Below are 18,064 nucleotides of genomic sequence, written 5' to 3' on the forward strand. Positions count from 1 at the left end.
CAGGTGTCATTCCCCGCGGAGGCGGGGAATCCAGTATTCCAGAGGCTGCAGTGATTGAATCGAGAGGCCGCGGCGTACTGGATGCCCCGCCTTCGCGGAGCATGACAGCTGTGGTGGAGAGACAGCCTTGCACAAAACACGTAGTGCCATGCGACGTCGCGACGACGCGCTTACGCCTTCAGCTCCGCCGTGGCCTGGTCCAGCCACGCCTTCGTCGTCTCATCCAGGGCCGGCCGCACCTCGGCCCTGACGCGCGCGTGATAGGTGTTGAGCCAGTCGAGCTCGTCCTTGCCCAGCATGCCGACATCGATCAGCCGGCGGTCGATCGGTGCCAGGGTCAGCGTCTCGAACGCGTTCATCGATTTCTCAGCGCCCTTGATGTCGGCTGCGACCACCAGTTCGAGGTTCTCGATGCGGATGCCGAAGCCGTCGGTCTTGTAGTAGCCGGGCTCGTTGGACAGGATCATGCCTCGCTTCAGCGGCGTGGTTCCGAGCTTCGATATCCGTGCCGGTCCTTCGTGCACCGAGAGATAGCTGCCGACGCCGTGGCCGGTGCCATGCTCGAAATCGACGCCGGCGGCCCAGAGATATTGCCGTGCCAGTGTGTCGAGTTGCGCGCCGGTCGCGCCGTCGGGAAAGATCGCGCGGGCGATTGCGATGTGGCCGCGCAGCACACGCGTGAAGCGGTCGCGCATCTCATCGGTCGGCTCGCCCACGGCCATGGTGCGGGTGACGTCGGTGGTGCCGTCTTCGTATTGTGCACCTGAATCGATCAGCAGCAGATCGCCGGGCACGATCCGCCGGTTGCTCTTGCGGGTGACGCGGTAGTGCACGATGGCGCCATTCGGGCCGGTGCCCGATATGGTCGGGAACGACACATCCTTGAGCGCGCCGGTATCGCGGCGGAACGTCTCCAGCGCCTCGACCGCGTCGATCTCGGTGAGCTTGCCGCTTGCCGCCTCGCGGTCGATGAAGGCGAGGAAGCGCGCCAACGCCACGGCGTCGCGCCGGTGCGCGGTTTGCGTGCCCTTGATCTCGGTCGTGTTCTTGACCGCCTTGAGCAGCGCGATCGGATCGCTGCCGCGCACCGGCTTGCCACCGGCACCCGTGATCAGCCGGCTGAGGGCATCGGCCGCGGTCGCATTGTCGAGCGCGATCGATCCACCGCTCTTGGCGAGCGCCATCAGCGTCGGCGCCATCGCGTCGGGCTCGCGCACGTCGGCGGACTGCTCGAGATGGTCGCGGGTCAGATTGGAGAGCTTGCGGTGGTCGATGAAGATGGTGGGGCGGCCGTTCTTCGGCACCAGCGCGTAGGACAGCGGCAGGGGCGTATGCGCGACGTCGGCGCCGCGGATGTTGAAGGTCCAGGCCACGGCATGGCTGTCGGACAGCACCAACGCATCGACGCCGAGCTTGCCGATCTCGCTCCTGATCTGTGTCAGCTTCTCGGCTTCAGTCACGCCGGCATGTTGCGTCCCGTGCACCGTGACCGGCGCAATCGGCGGCTGTGGCCGGTCTTGCCAGATCGCATCGACCGGATTGCTGTCGACGGCGACCAGCTCGGCACCGGCCTTGGTGCAGGCGGCGGACAAACGCTCGGCTGCCGCAAAAGTGTGCAGCCACGGATCAAATCCTAGGCGGTCGCCGGCCTTCAGGTGTGCCGACATCCAGCTTTCCGGCGGGGGATCGATTAGAGATTCCACGGCCCAGGCCCTTGAATCGACCTGCTTGGCCGCCTGGATCGTGTAGCGGCCATCGACGAACACCGCGGCCTCGTGCGTCAGCACCACCGCCAGTCCCGCCGAGCCGGTAAAACCGGTCAGCCAGGCCAGACGCTCTTCCGACGGCGGCACATACTCATTCTGCTGCTGGTCGGCGCGTGGAATCACGAAACCGGTCAGCTTGCGGCGGGCGAGTTCTTCACGGAGCGCGGCCAACCGGGCCGTCAATGCGACGCCCGCCTCGGGCTCCTCGAATGTCTGGAAGTGCGCTTCGAACATGGTGGATCACTTTAGGATCATGCGGATCAGTCCGCAATGTAGACGCATTTGAGGTCGTATCTGGCATGGACTGTGCTTGAACAAGTTCCATTCGAATTGAGTGGAGTACAGGATGCGGCAGTTGCGCTTCGTCTGGATAACAGGGAAATTCGAGCAAGTTGTTCATCTCAATGACGAGGGGACACTCGATGCCAGCGTTCACGTTTGAGAAGATTACGCCGCCGGTGCGCCGCGCCCCGGCTGCGGCAACACCGAAGAAACCGCGCGGCCTCATCAACCAGATGATCGACCGTTTCGCCGAACGCCGCGCGAGGCGCGCCTCGCGGGCCGAGCGCGCGATGCGCCCGGACGAGAAGGCGGCAAAGTAGCGGCATCTACAGCAGCACCCGTACTCACCACATCTTCCGCAGCAACAGGCTGCTCCACCCCTCGATCCGCAAGTGCTTCAGAGGCACTAGGCCGCGCGCGCGGTAGGCGGCGATCACGGCGGGGACTTGGGGCGTCAACAGGCCCGAGAGGATGACGCGCCCTCCGGTCGCGAGGTGCCGCGTCAACGGGCCCGCCAATTGCCGTAACGGATTGGCCAGGATGTTGGCCAGCACCAGGTCGAACGGGCCGCATCTCCCGAAATCAGCCGCCGCGAATCCGGTGGCGCGGATCACTCGCACATGGTGACCGACTTCGTTCAACAAGGCGTTCTCGGCTGCCACCTTGACCGAGGCCGGGTCGATGTCGGAGGCCAGCACCGCGCGATGCAGCGCCTTCGCCGCCGCTATCCCCAGCACGCCGGTCCCGGTGCCGAGGTCGAGCACGCGGCCGGGCCGGGTGCTTTTCAGGACATGGTCAAGCAGGAGTAAACAGCCGCGTGTGGTGCCGTGATGGCCGGTGCCGAAGGCGAGAGCCGCCTCGATCTCGATGGCGAGCTTGTTTGGCGCCACGCGGTCGCGGTCATGGCTGCCGTGGACGACGAAGCGCCCGGCCGGCACCGGGACGAGGTCTTCCAGGCTCGACTTGACCCAGTCCCTGGCTTCGACGGTGTCGAAGGCCAGCGTGTCCGCGATCTCATTTCCTGCTGAGGTTGCAACGAGTTCGCGCAGCCAGGCCCGGTCCGGCGCGTTCGCGAAATGCAGCGCGACGTCCCACTGTCCGTTCGGCTGCTCGAAGGCGGCGACCGCCGCATCGTCCTCGAAGAACATTTCGGTGAGGACGTCGACAATGCGCCTGGCGGCGATCTCGCTGCCGATCGAAAAACTGGCGCGATGGGTGGGGGAAGGCTGCATTCTCAGGGTTCCGTCCGGTTCAATTTTTGGAACTTTTGTTCCAATTTTTTCCAATAACTTGCATTCACGAGGTTAACCCGCCCGCAGGTTGTACCACGTAGATCTGCGGGTGTTGGGCAACCCACACAGCTTGAAATGGAATAGGAGGCGAGACTTGAAGCACATGATTTTGAAGTTCTGGACCGACGATTCAGGTGCAACCGCAATCGAGTACGGCCTGATCGCAGCCGGCATTGCGCTGGCGATCATTACCGTGGTGAACGGCCTGGGCACCACCATGAACGACAAGTTCACTTCGATTAGCAGCTCCTTGAAGTAATTTCCGCCTCCCATTTGCCGGCGGGGCCAATTCTCCATACGACTGCCTTTGAGCCGCGCCCGTCGGGGGAATTGTCCCCTGGCGGGCGAAGTCGTGTTTGGGGATTGGCTTGCACAGAATGCCCACAGGCTTACCCGCTGGTTTTTCCGGGCTTTGTCCACGGATTATCCCGCCGTTCATCCCCGGATTTTCCACCGACTTGTACTGGCTTTGGAGGAGCGTAACCCACCGCGCCTTCACAGCTTTGCCAACAGTCTGTCCACAGCCCATCCACAGGCTTATCCACGGCTTCCGAACAACGACCGGTGATCCCTCAAAATCGCCTGCGCGGCGTTGTGGCCGGGGGCGCCGGTGACGCCGCCGCCGGGATGGGCGCCGGAGCCGCAATGATAGAGGCCCCTCACGGGTCCGCGATAATCGGCATGGCCCAGCATCGGCCGGGCCGAGAACAGCTGGTTCAGCGTCAGCGCGCCGTGGAAGATGTCGCCGCCGAGCAGGCCGAACTGCCGTTCGAGGTCGAGCGGTGACAGGATCTGGCGGCCGAGCACGCTTGTCGCAAAACCCGGCGCGTATTTGTCCACCGTCGCGATCATGAGGTCGGCAACTTCTTCACGATGGTCGTCCCACGACTTTCCATCGGGAAGCTCCGGCGCCACGTGCTGGCAGAACAGGCTCGCGACATGCTGTCCTGCGGGCGCGAGCGTGTCGTCGAGCGTCGAGGGGATCAGCATTTCCACGACCGGCTCTCGGCTCCAGCCGTGCGCCCGGGCATCGAGAAAGGCGCGGTCCATGTAGCCGAGATCAGGCGCCAGGATGATGCCCGAGGTGAGATGATCGCCGTCGCCCGGCAGCGCCGTGAAGGAGGGCAGGCGGTCCAGCGCCACGTTCATGCGGAAGGTGCCGGAGCCGTTCTTCCAGTGCCGGATGCGATCGAGGAAAGTTTGGGGAAGCGCATCGGCGGCGACCAGCCGCGTATAGAGCAGCTTCGGATTGACGTTGGCCGCGACATATTTCGCGCGGACGGTCGTGCCGTTCTCCAGCGCCACGCCGACCGCGCGGTCGCGCTCGACGATGACCTCGCGCACGCCTGCATCGGTGTCGATCACGACGCCGCGGTCGCGTGCGGCGCGCGCCATGGCTTGCGTGATCGCGCCCATGCCGCCGATGGCGTGACCCCAGACGCCCTTCTTGCCGTTCACCTCGCCGAAGGCGTGGTGCAGCATCACATAGGCCGAGCCCGCGGCGTAGGGGCTGGCATAATTGCCGACGATGGCATCGAAGCCGAACAGCGCCTTGACCAGATCATGCTCGAAACGTTCGTCCAGCATCTCGCCGGCCGAGCGGGTGAAGAGATCGAGCAAGCTGCGGCTCTGCTCCAGCGACAGCCCGCGCAGGATGTTGGCACTCTGGAATGCGTTCACGGCCTCGCGGATCGAGGCCGTGCCGAAGCCATCGAGCAGGTTTGGCGGCGCGCGCAGCACGAATTGCCGGAGCACGTCGGCAATATCTTCCAGCTCGCGCGAAAACCCGTCGAGCGCGTTTGCGTCGCGCGCGCTCAGCCGTGCGACGGATGCCTGCGTCCGTCCCTCGCCAGTGAGGAGATAGCTGCCGTCGGGAGCAGGCAGAAAATTCTGCGCGCGTCGTTCAACGATGCGCAGGCCCTGTTCGGCCAGCTTCAAGTCGCGGACCACTTGCGGATTAAGCAGGCTCACGGTGTAGGCCGCGACCGAATTGCGGAAGCCCGGATGAAACTCCTCCGTGACCGCGGCCCCGCCGACCACCTTGCGGCGCTCGACCACGCGCACGCGCAAGCCGGCCATCGCGAGATAGGCCGCGCAGGTGAGGCCGTTATGGCCAGCGCCGATGATGATGGCGTCGGTTTCGATCATGAAGGTGCAAGCTGTTCCACGGTCATTCCGGGACGGTCTGAGCGCCCCGGTTCGGAATGACATCTGTATATGAAGCATTCCCCGCTGCAACATCACGAGAGCCTTTATTGCTCGTTCAGGCGCCTTGTGCTCCATTGCGCGCGCCCGGCGCCCGCCGGGATATGCTGGAGCTTCCATGGATTCGATCGTGCAACCCGCCGCCACGGAGCAGCCGTCCTCGTCACGCAACCGGCTGCTGCTGACGGTCTACACCGCCGCGATCTTCGTCAGCGCGCTATTGCTGTTCTCGGTGCAGCCGCTGTTCACCAAGATGATCCTGCCGCGGCTCGGCGGCTCGCCGGCGGTGTGGTCGGTGGCGATGGTGTTCTTCCAGTCGCTGCTGCTGGCGGGCTACGCCTATGCGCATTTGTTGATGCAGGTGAGGAACCGCATCGTTCCCGTGGTGGTGCATCTCCTGCTGCTGATCGCGGCCTTTGCCACGCTGCCGCTCGGCATCGCCTCCGCCTATGGCGATCCGCCCGCTTCGGGCTACGCGGTCTGGCTGCTCGGCCTGTTCGTGATCTCGATCGGGCTGCCGTTCTTCGCCCTCGCCGCCAACAATCCGTTGCTGCAGGCCTGGTTCGTCCGCACCGGGCATCCTGCCGGACATGATCCCTATTTCCTCTATGCGTCCTCCAACATCGGCAGCTTCCTCGCCCTGCTGTCCTATCCGTTCCTGCTGGAGCCGATGTTCACGCTGCACACGCAGAACCGGCTCTGGACCGGCGGTTACGGCATTCTGATCCTCCTGATCGCCGCATGCGGCGTGCTGCTGTTGCGCTCGCCGAAGCTTGCCATGGTCGATGCACGAACCGAGGATTTGAATGCGCCGGCGCCCGGTTTCATGACGCGGCTGCGCTGGATATTCCTCGCCGGAGTGCCGTCCGGCCTGCTCATCGCCGTCACCGCGCACATCTCGACCGACGTTGCGGCCGCGCCGCTGCTGTGGGTGCTGCCGCTGTCGCTGTACCTCCTGACCTGGGTGGTGGTGTTCCAGTCGCGGCCGCTGCTGCCGCACAAATGGATGCTGATGCTCCAGCCGGTCGCGATCGCAGGCGTCGTCTTCCTGCTGGCGTTCGGCGGCGAACAGAACCTGCTGCTGACGCTCGGCGGTCATCAATTGTGCTTCTTCGTCATCGCCATGGCCTGCCACGGCGAGTTGGCGCGGACCCGGCCGGCCGCCAAATATCTCACCGGATTCTATGTCGCGCTGTCGTTCGGCGGCATGGTCGGCGGCCTGTTCGCAGGGCTCGTCGCGCCGTTCACATTCTCCTGGATCGCGGAATATCCGATCCTGGTTGCGCTTGCCGCGCTGTGCCGGCCGCCGGCGAACGAGCGGCTGGCGGGCATCGTCAAATGGTATTGGCTGGCGCTTGCCGCGCTGGTCGTCGTGCTCGTTGCGCCCTTTGCCACGACGGGCGCCCTGTCGAGCTGGTTCGAGGATCACCGCGTCTGGCTGGCCAGCGGCGTCGGCGTGCTCGCCGCGCTGCTGGCGCTGGCGGTCAACGCCGGCCGCTGGAAGATATTCGCCACCGTCGCGCTGGCGCTGGCGTTGATCCGGGTTTATCCGGCGGACGAAGGCCGCGTCACCACGGTGCGCAGCTTCTTCGGCGTGCACAAGATCGTGGTGACGCCCGGCGGCTATTTCCACGTGCTGATGCACGGCACCACGATCCACGGCGCCGAGCGTTTCCTCAACAATGACGGCACGCCGGTCACCGGCCGGCCCGAGCCGATCACCTACTATCACAGGGATGGCGGCATCGGTCAGGCCGTCAGCGCAATCCGGGAACGCAAGGGCGCTCCGTTGAAGGTCGCGGCGATCGGCGTCGGATCGGGCACGCTCGCCTGCGCCGCGGAGCCGGGCGAGAGCTGGACCTTCTTCGAGATCGATCAGTCCATGGTCGACGCGGCAAGCGATCCGAAGAATTTCCGCTACATCTCGAGCTGCATGCCGGGCCTGAAGCCGGTGATCGGCGATGCCCGCCTCACCTTCGCGAAGGAGCCGGACGGCGCCTATGATCTCATCATCGTCGACGCCTATTCGTCCGATGCGATCCCGATCCATCTTGCGACCGAAGAAGCGATGAAGATCTACAAGGACAAGCTCGCTCCGCACGGCGCCGTGGTGATGCACGTCTCAAACCGCCACCTCGATCTCGAGACCGTCGTGGTCGGCATCGCCGATGCCAACGATCTCAAGAGCTGGGTCTACAACGAGGATTCGGGGCGCGATGGCGACTACATCTTCTCGACCGACGTCGTCATCTCCGCCCGCGAGGATGCCGACATCGGCAGGCTCGCATCGTCGAAATCATGGGAGCAGACCGAAGCCGACGACAGGGTGCGGGTCTGGACCGACGATTACTCCAACATTTTGGGCGCGCTGTACCGGCGCTTGAGGGACGGGGAGTAAGGCCCGCTTCTACGGCTCCACCGGCGTCGCCGCGGGCAACGCAATTGCTTTCTCGCCCGCGACCTGTCGCAACAAATCGGGCCTGTCGGAGATGATCCCGTCGACGCCGATCTCGATCATGCGCGTCATGTCTTCAGGCTTGTTGACCGTCCAGACCACGACACGCAGCCCGAGCGCATGGGCCTCGGCGATCAGCGCCGCGGTCACATCGCCGAAATAGGGCGACCAGACCGTGCCGCCCGCAGCCTTGATGGTCCGGGGCAGCGACCCGCCATGATCGGCCGGGCTGAATCCTGCCGTCCAGATGGTCGCCTTGTCCAGCGCCACCGTCTGGCTCGAGCCGCGCTGGAGCGTCAGGTACACCGTCGGCATCTTCGGTGCCCGCTGCTGGACGAGCAACAGAGTCCGCCAGTCGAACGACTGGATCATGACGCGGTCGGAGAACTTTTCGGCTTCGATCAGGGCGAGCAGCCTGGTGACGAAAGCTTGCGGATCGAGCGTCTCTTCCGGATGGTTCGGATCGATCTTGGTCTCGATGTTGAAGCGCACGCGCGTATTGCCGGATTTGCGCACCAGCGCGAACAGCTCGTTCAAGGTCGGAATGCGGGTCCCGGGCATGGCGCGCTGGTCGGGGAATTGCTTCGCGTAAGGGCTGTCTGGCCGGATCTCGCCGACGTCATAGGTCCTGATATCGGCGAGCCGCAGTTTCACGAAGGGCGTGCCGGGGGCCGCGACATAGGCGCCGCTCGCATCCCGCGTGATATCAGGGTTGAGCCCGCGCTCATGCGACACGACGACTTCTCCGTCGGCGGTGATGCCGACGTCGAGCTCCAGCGTGTCCACGCCCATCGACAGCGCATTGGCGAAGGCCGGAAGCGTGTTTTCCGGCAGCAGCGCCCGCCCGCCGCGATGGGCCTCGAGGTCGAAAGCCGAATCAAATGCCATGGCCGGTCCCGCAATGAGAAGTGTCAGTACGGTCAAGATCGTCGCAGCACGTGACGGCATGGCGGCTCGTGGGGCAAGGGGAAAGGGGCGATATTTCAACGCGTTTTGGCGCGTCCGGACGATTGTATAGGTTTTCGTGGCTGTTGAAACCTTGGGCGGTGGCTTGGGTTGCGGCCGGCGCGGGGGTATGTACTCATAGTCGGTGCCCTGGAATCCCGCCCGTGCAGCAGCAACGCGATCATCGAATTATCCGCAGCCGGCATTTTCGCCGGATGCAGCGCCGGCATTTCATCATCTTCGACGTTTTGCCCTTCGTCGGCACGCTGCTGGCGCTGGTCCTTCTGTTCTACCGCCCGATCGGCGCAATGGAGCTTGGCCTGTTCGCCGGCTTCTGGCTGGTTACCGGCCTCGGCCTTACCGTTGGCTATCACCGGCTCTTCACCCACCGCGCCTTCGCGACCTCCACAGCGATGAGTGCGATCCTGGTCGTGATGGGATCGATGGCCGGCCGCGGTCCCATGCTGTCCTGGGCGGCAATGCACCGCCGGCACCACGAATTGTCCGATCACGACGGCGATCTGCATTCACCGCGGCTGCACGGCGAGGGCGCGTTCGGCCGCCTGCGCGGCTTCCTGCACGCACATTTGACCTGGATGATCGAGCACGATTATCCCAATGTTGCGCACTATGTCCCGGATCTGATGGCGGATCGCAGGCTGGTTGCCGTCAACAGCTACTATTACAGTTGGGTCGGTCTCGGCCTGGTGCTGCCGGCCGCGATCGGCGGCCTCGCCACCATGAGCCTGTGGGGCGCACTCACCGGCTTGCTCTGGGGCGGCGTGGTGCGCATGTTCGTGGTCGAGCAGACCATGTCCGCCATCAACTCCGTGATGCATAGCTTTGGCGCGCAGCCCTTCGTCACCCGCGACGACAACAGCCGCAATCTCGGCGTGATGGCCTGGCTCGCCTGGGGCGAGGGCTGGCACAACAACCACCACGCCTTTCCCTATTCCGCGGCCTTCGGCCTGCGCTGGTTCGAGTTCGATCCCGGCTTCAACTTCATCCGGGCGCTGGAAGCGCTGGGACTGGCCTGGGACGTCAAGGTGCCGAGCGAGGAGAAGATTGCGCGACGCATGCTGCGGCAGCCGGGCGACGCTGCGCCCGACCTCGAAACGGGCTGAGCATCATCCGCCGGCTCACGCCGGCGATGGCGCGGCTTTGAACCGATGCTGTTCAACGACTATCCCTTTCTCCTGGTCTTCCTGCCCGCGGCGCTGCTGATCTATCGCTTGGCCGATCCCTATCCGCATCTGCGCATCGACGTGCAGGTCGCGCTGTCGCTCGCCTTCTATGCCTGGGGCAGCCCGTCCTTCATCCTGCTCCTGATCGGCTCGATCGCGATCAACTGGCTCGCCTCGGTCGCCTATGGGCGCGTGAAGTGGCCGGCGGTGCTGACACTGGTGATCATGCTCGATCTCGCGGTGCTGGCGTTGTTCAAATACGCCAACTTTCTTCTCGCCAATCTAGGTCTCGCGCTGGGTACGACGTTGCCGGTGCTCGACGTCGGGCTACCGCTCGGCATCTCCTTCTTCACCTTCCACCACATCATGTATCTGGTCGATCTGAAGCGCGGCAGGGCGCCGCTCTATGCGCTCGACCGCTACGCGCTCTACATCGCCTTCTTCCCGCAGGCGATCGCCGGCCCCCTGGCGCGCTGGTCGGAGGTGATGCATCAGTTCGGCAGGCAGATCTACGTTCCGGGCTGGCAGCGCCAGTTCTGTGTGGCGACCTGCTTCATTGCGATCGGCCTGTTCGAAAAAATCGTGATCGCCGACGGCCTCGCGCATCTGCTCGATCCCATCTACGCGCAGGCAGCGAACGGGCCCTTGCCCAGCGGCGATGCCTGGCTTGCCTTCTGCTTCTCCTTCCAGATCCTATTCGATTTCTCCGGCTATTCCGACATCGCGATCGGCCTTGGTCTGCTGTTCGGCGTGCAGCTGCCGTACAATTTCAATGCGCCGCTGCGCTCGACCAATATCCAGGATTTCTGGCAGCGCTGGCACATCACCCTCATGCTGTTCCTGCGCGACTACGTGTTTTATCCGCTGGTCAACCTGCGTCTTTTGCCGCGGCACTGGCTACCGATCCAGTTCTTCGGCGCGATGATGATCACGATGGCGCTGTGCGGCCTGTGGCACGGCGCGAGCTGGACCTTCGTGTTGTGGGGCGTGCTGCACGGGCTTGCGCTGGTTGCCTGCACGCTGTGGCGTCGCTATGGCCCGGAGTTCCCGTCATGGCTCGGCTGGACGCTCACCGTGCTCTTCGTGCTCGCGACCGGCGTGATTTTTCGCGCGGGCTCCGTGGAGGCGGCATGGCATGTCTTCTGTGGGCTGGTTTCGCCGCTGCCGCTCGAGCGCGGAAAGCATTTGTGGCCGCTGATTGTAGCGCCGTTGTTCGCCTTCCTGCTGCCGGCGAGCCAGGACATCGTGGCGGTGCTCACGCGTCGCCCCAATCCGTGGCTCGCGGGTCTGCTCGGTCTTGGGCTATTCGCATTGCTGCTTCACATGGGTGGTCGGGATCTCCATGACTTCGTCTACTTCAAGTTCTGAGACCGACCCCGGCTGGGGTCGGAGCTTGCTCGCGTGTCTGGGCACGCTGATCGGGGCTGCGCTGCTGGTGCTCGCACTGATGGTGGTGGTCGATCCCTATGACAGCGGCAAGCTCGGCCTGCTTGGCATCGACGGCGTCGATAATCGTCTGACCCAGGTCACGGCGGCGAGCCGCGCGCGAAATCCGGATTTCAATGCCGCGATCCTGGGCAATTCGACGGCGCAGATGATCGAGCCGATGGAACTGTCGCGCGCGACCGGCCTGCGATTCGTGCAGCTCTACATGACCGGTGCGTTTCCCCGCCAGGAGCTCGCGGTGCTGGACTTCTTCCTGCGGAATCACCGGGAGGTCGGTGCCCTGGTGGTCGTGACTGACCCCGGCTGGTGCGTGCATGCACGGCTCAAGGAGGAGGGCGGCGTCCCGTTTCCCGACTGGCTCTATGACAGAAGCGTCTTCACCTACGCTGCGCGTCTGATCTCATGGCAGGCAATCGAGCACGCTTTTCAACGCATCAGTATCGGCCTTGGCCGGCGACCACGGATGAACCCTGACGGCTTTGTCAGCTACGAGGACATCTGGCCGCCGGGCCAATTCAAGGAAGTCGGCTGGCCCAGGGATCCGGCGCCGTACTTGTCCGCCGAGATGCGGGCGACATTTCCCGAGATCGCTGCGCTGGCAGATATCGTCAGGACATTGCCGGCCGGTGTGCCCGTCGTCATCATCGTGCCGCCGACCTTCGCGACCACCGTGCCGAAGCCCGGCACGGAAGCCGCCCTGGAGCGCAGCGCCTGCGACGCGGCGCTGAAGAAAGTGGTCGCGGGCCGACCGCGCAGCAATTTCATCAGCTACCGCGTTGACAACGATCTCACGCGCGACCGCGCCAATTTTGCCGACTTCATCCACTATCGCCCAATCCTGGCGCGCAAGATCGAGCAGGGGATCGCCGTGAGCCTGCGCGATGGGGAGAGCGCGAAGATCGATTTCTGAGCGGTCCTCAGCCGAGCTGCTCGAAACCGCCATCGAGCCAGAGTTTGCGCGCCAGCTTGCGCTGGATCTTGCCGCTGGTGGTCTTCGGCAGGGTGCCGGGCCGGATCAGCGCGATGTGGCGCGCCGAGAGTTCGTGGTTGTCGGCGATGGCCTCCCGAATCCGGCCCCTGATCGCTTCGGTGTCGATCGAGTGACGCGCGGTGCGCTCGATTTCCTGGACGATGACGAGTGCCTCTTCGCCGGTCTCGTCGGGCACCGAGAACGCCGCGCCGCAATTTTCGCGCAAAGCTCCATCGAGCGATTGCACGGTGCGCTCGACGTCCTGCGGATAATGATTGATGCCGCGGATGATGATGAGGTCCTTGATCCGCCCGGTGACGAACAGTTCGCCGGTGACGTCGAGGAAGCCGAGGTCGCCGGTGCGCAGCCACGCCCCGTTTTCGCGGGCAATCTGCGCATTGAGCCCCTCGCGCGTCGCCTCGTCGTTGCGCCAATAGGCGCGGGCGATATTGGCCCCGTTCACCCATATCTCGCCGACGCGGTCCGCGGGCAGGCGCGTGCGGTTGTCCGCGTCCACGATGGCGATCCGCTCGCCGGTGAGCGCGCGGCCGCAGCCGACGACGATCTGCGTGTCTTCGGCGCTGGAAGGCGCTTCCGCTGCGTGCGCCTGAAGCGCCGTGCGGCTCAGGCTGCGTGTGACATGACCGCCGTCGCGGCGTCCGCCGGAAATCAGGAGCGTCGCTTCCGCCATTCCGTAGGCGGGATACTTTGCGCGCGGATCGAAGCCGTGCGGCGTAAATGTCTGGATGAACCGTTCGATGGTTTCCGCATGCACCGGCTCTGCGCCGTTCAGCGCGATCCTGAGCGAGGACAGGTCGACGCCCTCCATCTGGTCGGCGCGATAGCGGCTGACGCAGAGGTCGAAGCCGAAATTCGGGCTGCACGCCACTTCCGCGCGGTAATGAGAGATCGCGCGCAGCCAGCCGAGCGGCCGCTGCATGAACGCATTCGGTGCCATCAGCACGCAAGTCGCCCCAACATAGAGCGCCTGCAGTGCGTTCAGGATCAGCCCCATGTCGTGATAGAGCGGCACCCAATTGACGTAAGTCGATTGCCGGGTGTTGCCGAGCGCGAGCCGGATCATCTCGAGATTAGCGAGCAGATTGGCGTGGCTCACCATCACGCCTTTGGGCGCGGACGTCGAGCCGGAGGTGTATTGCAGGAAGGCGATGTCGTCCGGCGCCGGCTCGGGCAGTTCGATTGTCTCATCATCGGCCGCGCCGAGATCGACCTCGATCCAGCGAATGTGCTCGTGCGCGAAGCGTGCCCGCAGATCACCACGGAGCGCGACGGCCGAATTGGTCAGCGCCACCGCCGGCGTGCAATTGGCGAGTATCGCGGCGCTCGCATCGCGCGCGCTGTTTCGCCGTGGCGTCATCATCGGCACGGCGATGATGCCGGCGATCAGACAGCCGAAGAACGCCACCATGAATTCGATGCCGGGCGGAAACACCAGGATGGCGCGGTCGCCGGGACGCGCGGCCAAGGTCAATCGCAGAGCGAGGGCGGATGCGGAGTGATGCAGTTGGCGGAAGGTGAGGACAGATTCCTCCGTCCCGCGATCGGATACGAAGATGTAGGCCCTATCGTCGGCCTGCTCCGCCGCACGTCGGGCCAGCAGTGCCACGAGCGAGCGGAAGGTTTCCATGGGTTGCGCCGGCTTCTGCCGCCCTCAGGCGGCGGGACGGATTGCGCCCTTGTCGGCGAGAAATCGCGACAGCGCCTCAACGGTCGGATGGTCGTAGAAGTCGTCCGTCGATAGTTCGAGGTCGAGCTTCTCCTCGAGTTCCATCATCAGGTAGACCAGCATCGCCGAATCGAGCCCAAGGCGGCTGAATTTCGTGCCGATGTCGACCCGGTCCTTCGAAATTCGCAGGATATTTGCCAGGGCGGCAACGCAGAAATCCGAAATCTGCTCGCGTGTCATGTCATGTCCCAAAAACAATGGGACGACAATACGGGGGACCCCCTGGTTGTCAATTTGGCCGGAACGCCGCTGCGTTGAAGGTTGTGGACTGTTGCTTCCTTGCGTCGGCCGGTGCCCAATCCGTGCACAGGCTGGCGCTGTTTCCTGCGGTCGACTGCGGCAAGCGCCCGTCGCAGCAGCGGCTTTCTGATTCGCTGGCGCGGCAACGCCGCGTTCAGATAGGGTCAGTTCTGGTAGTAATAGCCACGGGGTTGGTAAACTTGCCGGGGCTGCGGCTGATAGTAGGTGCCGTTGCCCTGATTGTAATATTGCTGAGGCTGCTGCTGATAGACCTGTGCGTCATAGAGCGGGCGGCTGCCACGCGGCGCCGGGTAGCGCGCGCCGGTGTCGGTGCCGTCGGCCGGATAGATGTAGTTGTCATCCTGCGGCATGTAGCGGCGGGCAGGTGCGGCCTGAGGCATCAGGTTCACGGGATCGCCTGATGTGGCGTACTGCTCTTCGGCGGGCTGCGGCGCGCGGGCCACTGCCGTGGGGTTGCGGCCACGCGGATTGCGCGCCAGCGCCACCTGCGCCGAGCCGGTCAGCGTCACCGTGGTGTTGAGCACGCCCTGCTGCTGCACCAGCGCGTAGAGCGTCGTGGCATTCTGGCGCGACAGCCGCACGCAGCCATGCGAGGCGGGCGTGCCGAGCCGACCGACCGAGTCGGTGCCGTGGATGGCGTGCCCGACCTTGGTGAAGAAGATCGCGTGCGGCATCGGCGCGTCGTCGAATTCCTTGGAATAGTGATCCTCTTCCATGCGGAAGGTGCGGAACGCGCCGTTCGGCGTCTCCCGCGAGGGGATGCCTGTCGACACCGGCCAGTGGTAGCGCGCGACGCCGTCGACAGCGACGGTCATCTGCTGATTGTCCTTGTCGACGGTGATCTCGACCTTGGCCTGCGCGGTGCCCGCGCTCAAAAGCATCAGGGAGGTGAAAGCAATAAAAAACGAACGCATCTGACTTGTGGCCTCCGGCCTGTTCACACTAGGCGCCGTGGCTCTCCGTCCCCCGGCGTGCACTATGCCTGCAATCCGGCTTTCGTTCCAGCGGCCTGCCCGCCCATCGTTAACGGGACGCCCGGCGTAAGCAAGGCCGCTTTGTGCCGCAAAGCCAGCGGCGGCGCTGACATTTTCGCGAGCGGGAGATGCGTTCATAATGCCGACAATTCATCAGAATGGCGCAACCATCCGGGGCGCAACCATTTGGCCGCATCGGCGTTGATGATCGCTGCCTCGACCGGCGGCTTCCGCCGCCGGTTTTACCTTTGGGAATGAAGATGAACAAAGTTTGCGTCGCCGCCGCCTCTCGGCCGGCCGGTCTGCCTTTCCGTCTGCTCTTTGCTGGCGCCGCCGTTCTGGCCGCGCTGTCCTGCATCCCACAGCCTGGCCATGCCCAAGGCATCGTTCGGGGCGCCCAGGAAGGTTCTTATGAAGGCAACCGGATAGCCGGCCCCGTGGGTGGCGTGGTTGGAGGCGCGGTCGGCGCGGGTGTCGGCGGTGCCGTCGGCGCGGTCGAGGGGGTGTTCGGCATTCCTCATCGCGGCCACCGTCGCTGCCGCGGCTATTACGACGGATACAACCGCTTCCACTGCTATCGGTGATGTCCCCGTAGCCCGGATGGAGCGAAGCGCAATCCGGGCTACGCCTCTCGATCAGTTCTTCAACCGATACCCCGTGCGGAAAATCCACCAGATCACGACCAGACAGATCACCAGGAAGGCCGTCGTCATGCCGATGCTGACGGCCATGCTGACGTCCGCGATCTCGTAGAAGCTCCAGCGGAAGCCGGAGATCAGATAGACGACCGGATTGAGCAGCGCCACCGTGCGCCAGGCGGGTGGCAGCATGTCGATGGAATAGAAGCTGCCGCCGAGGAAGGTCAGCGGCGTCACCACAAGCATCGGGATCATCTGCAGCTTTTCGAACCCGTCGGCCCAGATGCCGATGATGAAGCCGAACAGGCTGAACGTCACCGCCGTCAGCACCAGGAAGGCCAGCATCCAGACCGGATGGTGGATGTGCAGCGGCACGAACAGGCCGGCTGTGGCGAGGATGATCAGGCCGAGGATGATCGATTTGGTCGCGGCCGCGCCGACATAGCCGAGCACGATCTCGAAATAGGAGATCGGCGCGGACAGGATCTCGTAGATCGTGCCGGTGAATTTCGGGAAGTAGATGCCGAACGAGGCGTTGGCGATGCTCTGCGTCAGCACCGAGAGCATGATCAGGCCCGGCACGATGAAGGTGCCGTAGCTGACGCCCTCGACCTGGCTGATGCGCGAGCCGATCGCGGCGCCGAACACCACGAAATACAGCGAGGTCGAGACCACCGGCGACACGATGCTTTGCAGCAGCGTGCGCCAGGTGCGCGCCATTTCGAACAGATAGATGGCGCGGACAGCGCGGTAGTTCATGACGCCCTCACGAGATCGACGAAGATGTCCTCGAGCGACGATTGCGTCGTGTCGAGATCGTTGAAGCGGATGCCGGCGGTGCGGAGGTCGCCGAGCAGGCTGGTGATGCCGGTGCGCTCGCCCTTGGTGTCGTAGTCGTAGACCAGGGTCGCGCCACCGTCGCAGAGGTCGAGCTCGTAATGCCTGAGGCTCTCCGGCAGCGCATCGAGCTTGCCTTGCAGATGCAGCGTCAGCCGCTTCTTGCCGAGCTTCTGCATCAAGGTAGCCTTGTCCTCGACCAGCACGATCTCGCCCTTGTTGATGACGCCGATGCGGTCGGCCATCTCCTCGGCTTCCTCGATGTAATGCGTGGTCAGGATGATGGTGACGCCGGATTGCTGGAGCGTGCGCACCACCTCCCACATGCCCTTGCGCAGCTCGACGTCGACGCCGGCGGTCGGCTCGTCCAGGAACAGGATCTGCGGCTCGTGCGACAGCGCCTTCGCGATCATCACGCGACGCTTCATGCCGCCGGAGAGCGTGATGATCTTGCTGTCCTTCTTGTCCCACAGCGAGAGGTCTTTCAGCACCTTCTCGATATGATCGGGGTTCTTCGGCTTGCCGAACAGCCCGCGGGAGAAGCTCACGGTCGCCCACACGCTCTCGAAGGCATCGGTGTGCAATTCCTGCGGCACCAGCCCGATCAGCGAGCGCGCTTTCCGATAGGAGGTCTGGATGTTCTCGCCGCCGACGAGGACCTTGCCTTCGCTCGGATTGGCAATGCCGCAGATGATCGAGATCAGCGTGGTCTTGCCGGCGCCGTTGGGGCCGAGCAACGCGAAGATCTCTCCGCGCTTGATGTCGAGATTGACGTTCTTGAGCGCCTTGAAGCCGGACCCATAGGTCTTCGACAAATTGGCGACGGAAATGATGGAGGACATGATGGCCGCAAGTCTGAGGGGGCGAAGGCTGGGGAGGGGAGGCTGGAACCTGCCGGGAGGGGCGGGTCAGCGGAGCCCTGAGATAGGAATGCCCTTGCGCGGCTGCAATTAGCCGGAGAAAAATGGCCTCGAAACAGGCCCTTCCGAGGCAGGTTTCAGGCAAGTGTTGCGCGATGGTCACGACTTGCTGCTAAGATCGTCGTTCACGCGGCTCTTTGTT

Annotated in this window: 16 protein-coding genes; 7 read left to right on the top strand and 9 right to left on the bottom strand. The window is 64.3% G+C overall.

Annotated elements, in window-relative coordinates:
- Positions 1–170 precede the first annotated feature (170 nt).
- Positions 171–2,000, bottom strand: a complete 1,830-nt coding sequence (locus tag N551_RS0133965) for an aminopeptidase P family protein (RefSeq protein ID WP_027570713.1) — start codon at positions 1,998–2,000, stop codon at positions 171–173.
- A gap of 188 nt (positions 2,001–2,188) precedes the next feature.
- Between N551_RS0133965 and N551_RS0133970 the strand changes: the two genes are divergently transcribed.
- Positions 2,189–2,368, top strand: coding sequence for a hypothetical protein (locus N551_RS0133970; RefSeq protein WP_027570714.1), 180 nt, complete (start codon positions 2,189–2,191; stop codon positions 2,366–2,368).
- A 24-nt stretch (positions 2,369–2,392) separates the two neighbouring features.
- On the opposite strand, the gene N551_RS0133975 is transcribed toward N551_RS0133970, so the two are convergent.
- Positions 2,393–3,280, bottom strand: coding sequence for a 50S ribosomal protein L11 methyltransferase (locus N551_RS0133975; protein WP_027570715.1), 888 nt, complete (start codon positions 3,278–3,280; stop codon positions 2,393–2,395).
- Positions 3,281–3,443: 163 nt separating this feature from the next.
- Here N551_RS0133975 and N551_RS0133980 point away from each other — a divergent pair, with 163 nt between their 5' ends.
- Positions 3,444–3,599 (top strand): Flp family type IVb pilin, encoded by a 156-nt coding sequence (locus N551_RS0133980; RefSeq protein ID WP_085395715.1) that lies wholly within the window; start codon positions 3,444–3,446, stop codon positions 3,597–3,599.
- A 278-nt stretch (positions 3,600–3,877) separates the two neighbouring features.
- Here N551_RS0133980 and N551_RS0133985 read toward each other — a convergent pair whose 3' ends face one another.
- Positions 3,878–5,488: an NAD(P)/FAD-dependent oxidoreductase gene (locus N551_RS0133985; RefSeq protein WP_027570717.1), complete on the bottom strand. Its 1,611-nt coding sequence runs from the start codon at positions 5,486–5,488 to the stop codon at positions 3,878–3,880.
- A 175-nt stretch (positions 5,489–5,663) separates the two neighbouring features.
- Between N551_RS0133985 and N551_RS0133990 the strand changes: the two genes are divergently transcribed.
- Positions 5,664–7,943: a spermidine synthase gene (locus N551_RS0133990; protein WP_027570718.1), complete on the top strand. Its 2,280-nt coding sequence runs from the start codon at positions 5,664–5,666 to the stop codon at positions 7,941–7,943.
- A gap of 9 nt (positions 7,944–7,952) precedes the next feature.
- Here N551_RS0133990 and N551_RS0133995 read toward each other — a convergent pair whose 3' ends face one another.
- Positions 7,953–8,948, bottom strand: a complete 996-nt coding sequence (locus N551_RS0133995; RefSeq protein ID WP_027570719.1) for a glycerophosphodiester phosphodiesterase — start codon at positions 8,946–8,948, stop codon at positions 7,953–7,955.
- Positions 8,949–9,109: 161 nt separating this feature from the next.
- Here N551_RS0133995 and N551_RS0134000 point away from each other — a divergent pair, with 161 nt between their 5' ends.
- Genes N551_RS0134000 through N551_RS0134010 form a run of 3 tightly spaced genes read left to right on the top strand, consistent with a single transcriptional unit; the run spans position 9,110 to position 12,485 of the window.
- Positions 9,110–10,069, top strand: coding sequence for a fatty acid desaturase (locus N551_RS0134000; protein WP_245287886.1), 960 nt, complete (start codon positions 9,110–9,112; stop codon positions 10,067–10,069).
- 45 nt (positions 10,070–10,114) lie between these two features.
- Positions 10,115–11,497 carry an MBOAT family protein gene (locus tag N551_RS0134005; protein WP_027570721.1) on the top strand — a complete coding sequence of 461 codons (1,383 nt, stop codon included), beginning with the start codon at positions 10,115–10,117 and terminating at the stop codon, positions 11,495–11,497.
- Between the two features lie 25 nt (positions 11,498–11,522).
- Positions 11,523–12,485: a hypothetical protein gene (locus tag N551_RS0134010; RefSeq protein ID WP_245287887.1), complete on the top strand. Its 963-nt coding sequence runs from the start codon at positions 11,523–11,525 to the stop codon at positions 12,483–12,485.
- Positions 12,486–12,492: 7 nt separating this feature from the next.
- On the opposite strand, the gene N551_RS0134015 is transcribed toward N551_RS0134010, so the two are convergent.
- The 3 genes from N551_RS0134015 to N551_RS0134025 all read right to left on the bottom strand — a co-directional run bounded on the left by N551_RS0134015 (position 12,493) and on the right by N551_RS0134025 (position 15,467).
- Positions 12,493–14,193, bottom strand: coding sequence for a fatty acyl-AMP ligase (locus N551_RS0134015; RefSeq protein WP_027570723.1), 1,701 nt, complete (start codon positions 14,191–14,193; stop codon positions 12,493–12,495).
- Between the two features lie 24 nt (positions 14,194–14,217).
- Entirely contained in the window at positions 14,218–14,472 is a 255-nt protein-coding gene (locus N551_RS0134020) for an acyl carrier protein (RefSeq protein WP_027570724.1), read from the bottom strand.
- 224 nt (positions 14,473–14,696) lie between these two features.
- Positions 14,697–15,467: a L,D-transpeptidase gene (locus N551_RS0134025; protein WP_027570725.1), complete on the bottom strand. Its 771-nt coding sequence runs from the start codon at positions 15,465–15,467 to the stop codon at positions 14,697–14,699.
- 320 nt (positions 15,468–15,787) lie between these two features.
- Between N551_RS0134025 and N551_RS37605 the strand changes: the two genes are divergently transcribed.
- Positions 15,788–16,111, top strand: a complete 324-nt coding sequence (locus tag N551_RS37605; protein WP_027519597.1) for a hypothetical protein — start codon at positions 15,788–15,790, stop codon at positions 16,109–16,111.
- 51 nt (positions 16,112–16,162) lie between these two features.
- Here N551_RS37605 and N551_RS0134035 read toward each other — a convergent pair whose 3' ends face one another.
- Together N551_RS0134035 and N551_RS0134040 are read right to left on the bottom strand one after the other, a co-directional pair.
- Positions 16,163–16,924, bottom strand: coding sequence for an ABC transporter permease (locus tag N551_RS0134035; RefSeq protein ID WP_018454266.1), 762 nt, complete (start codon positions 16,922–16,924; stop codon positions 16,163–16,165).
- On the bottom strand, positions 16,921–17,844 hold the full coding sequence (locus tag N551_RS0134040) for an ABC transporter ATP-binding protein (RefSeq protein ID WP_027570727.1): 924 nt from the start codon (positions 17,842–17,844) through the stop codon (positions 16,921–16,923). Before N551_RS0134040 ends, N551_RS0134035 begins: the two co-directional genes overlap by 4 nt.
- Positions 17,845–18,064 lie beyond the last annotated feature (220 nt).

Origin of the sequence: Bradyrhizobium sp. URHA0013, assembly GCF_000518345.1 — a bacterium.
Lineage (GTDB): Bacteria > Pseudomonadota > Alphaproteobacteria > Rhizobiales > Xanthobacteraceae > Bradyrhizobium.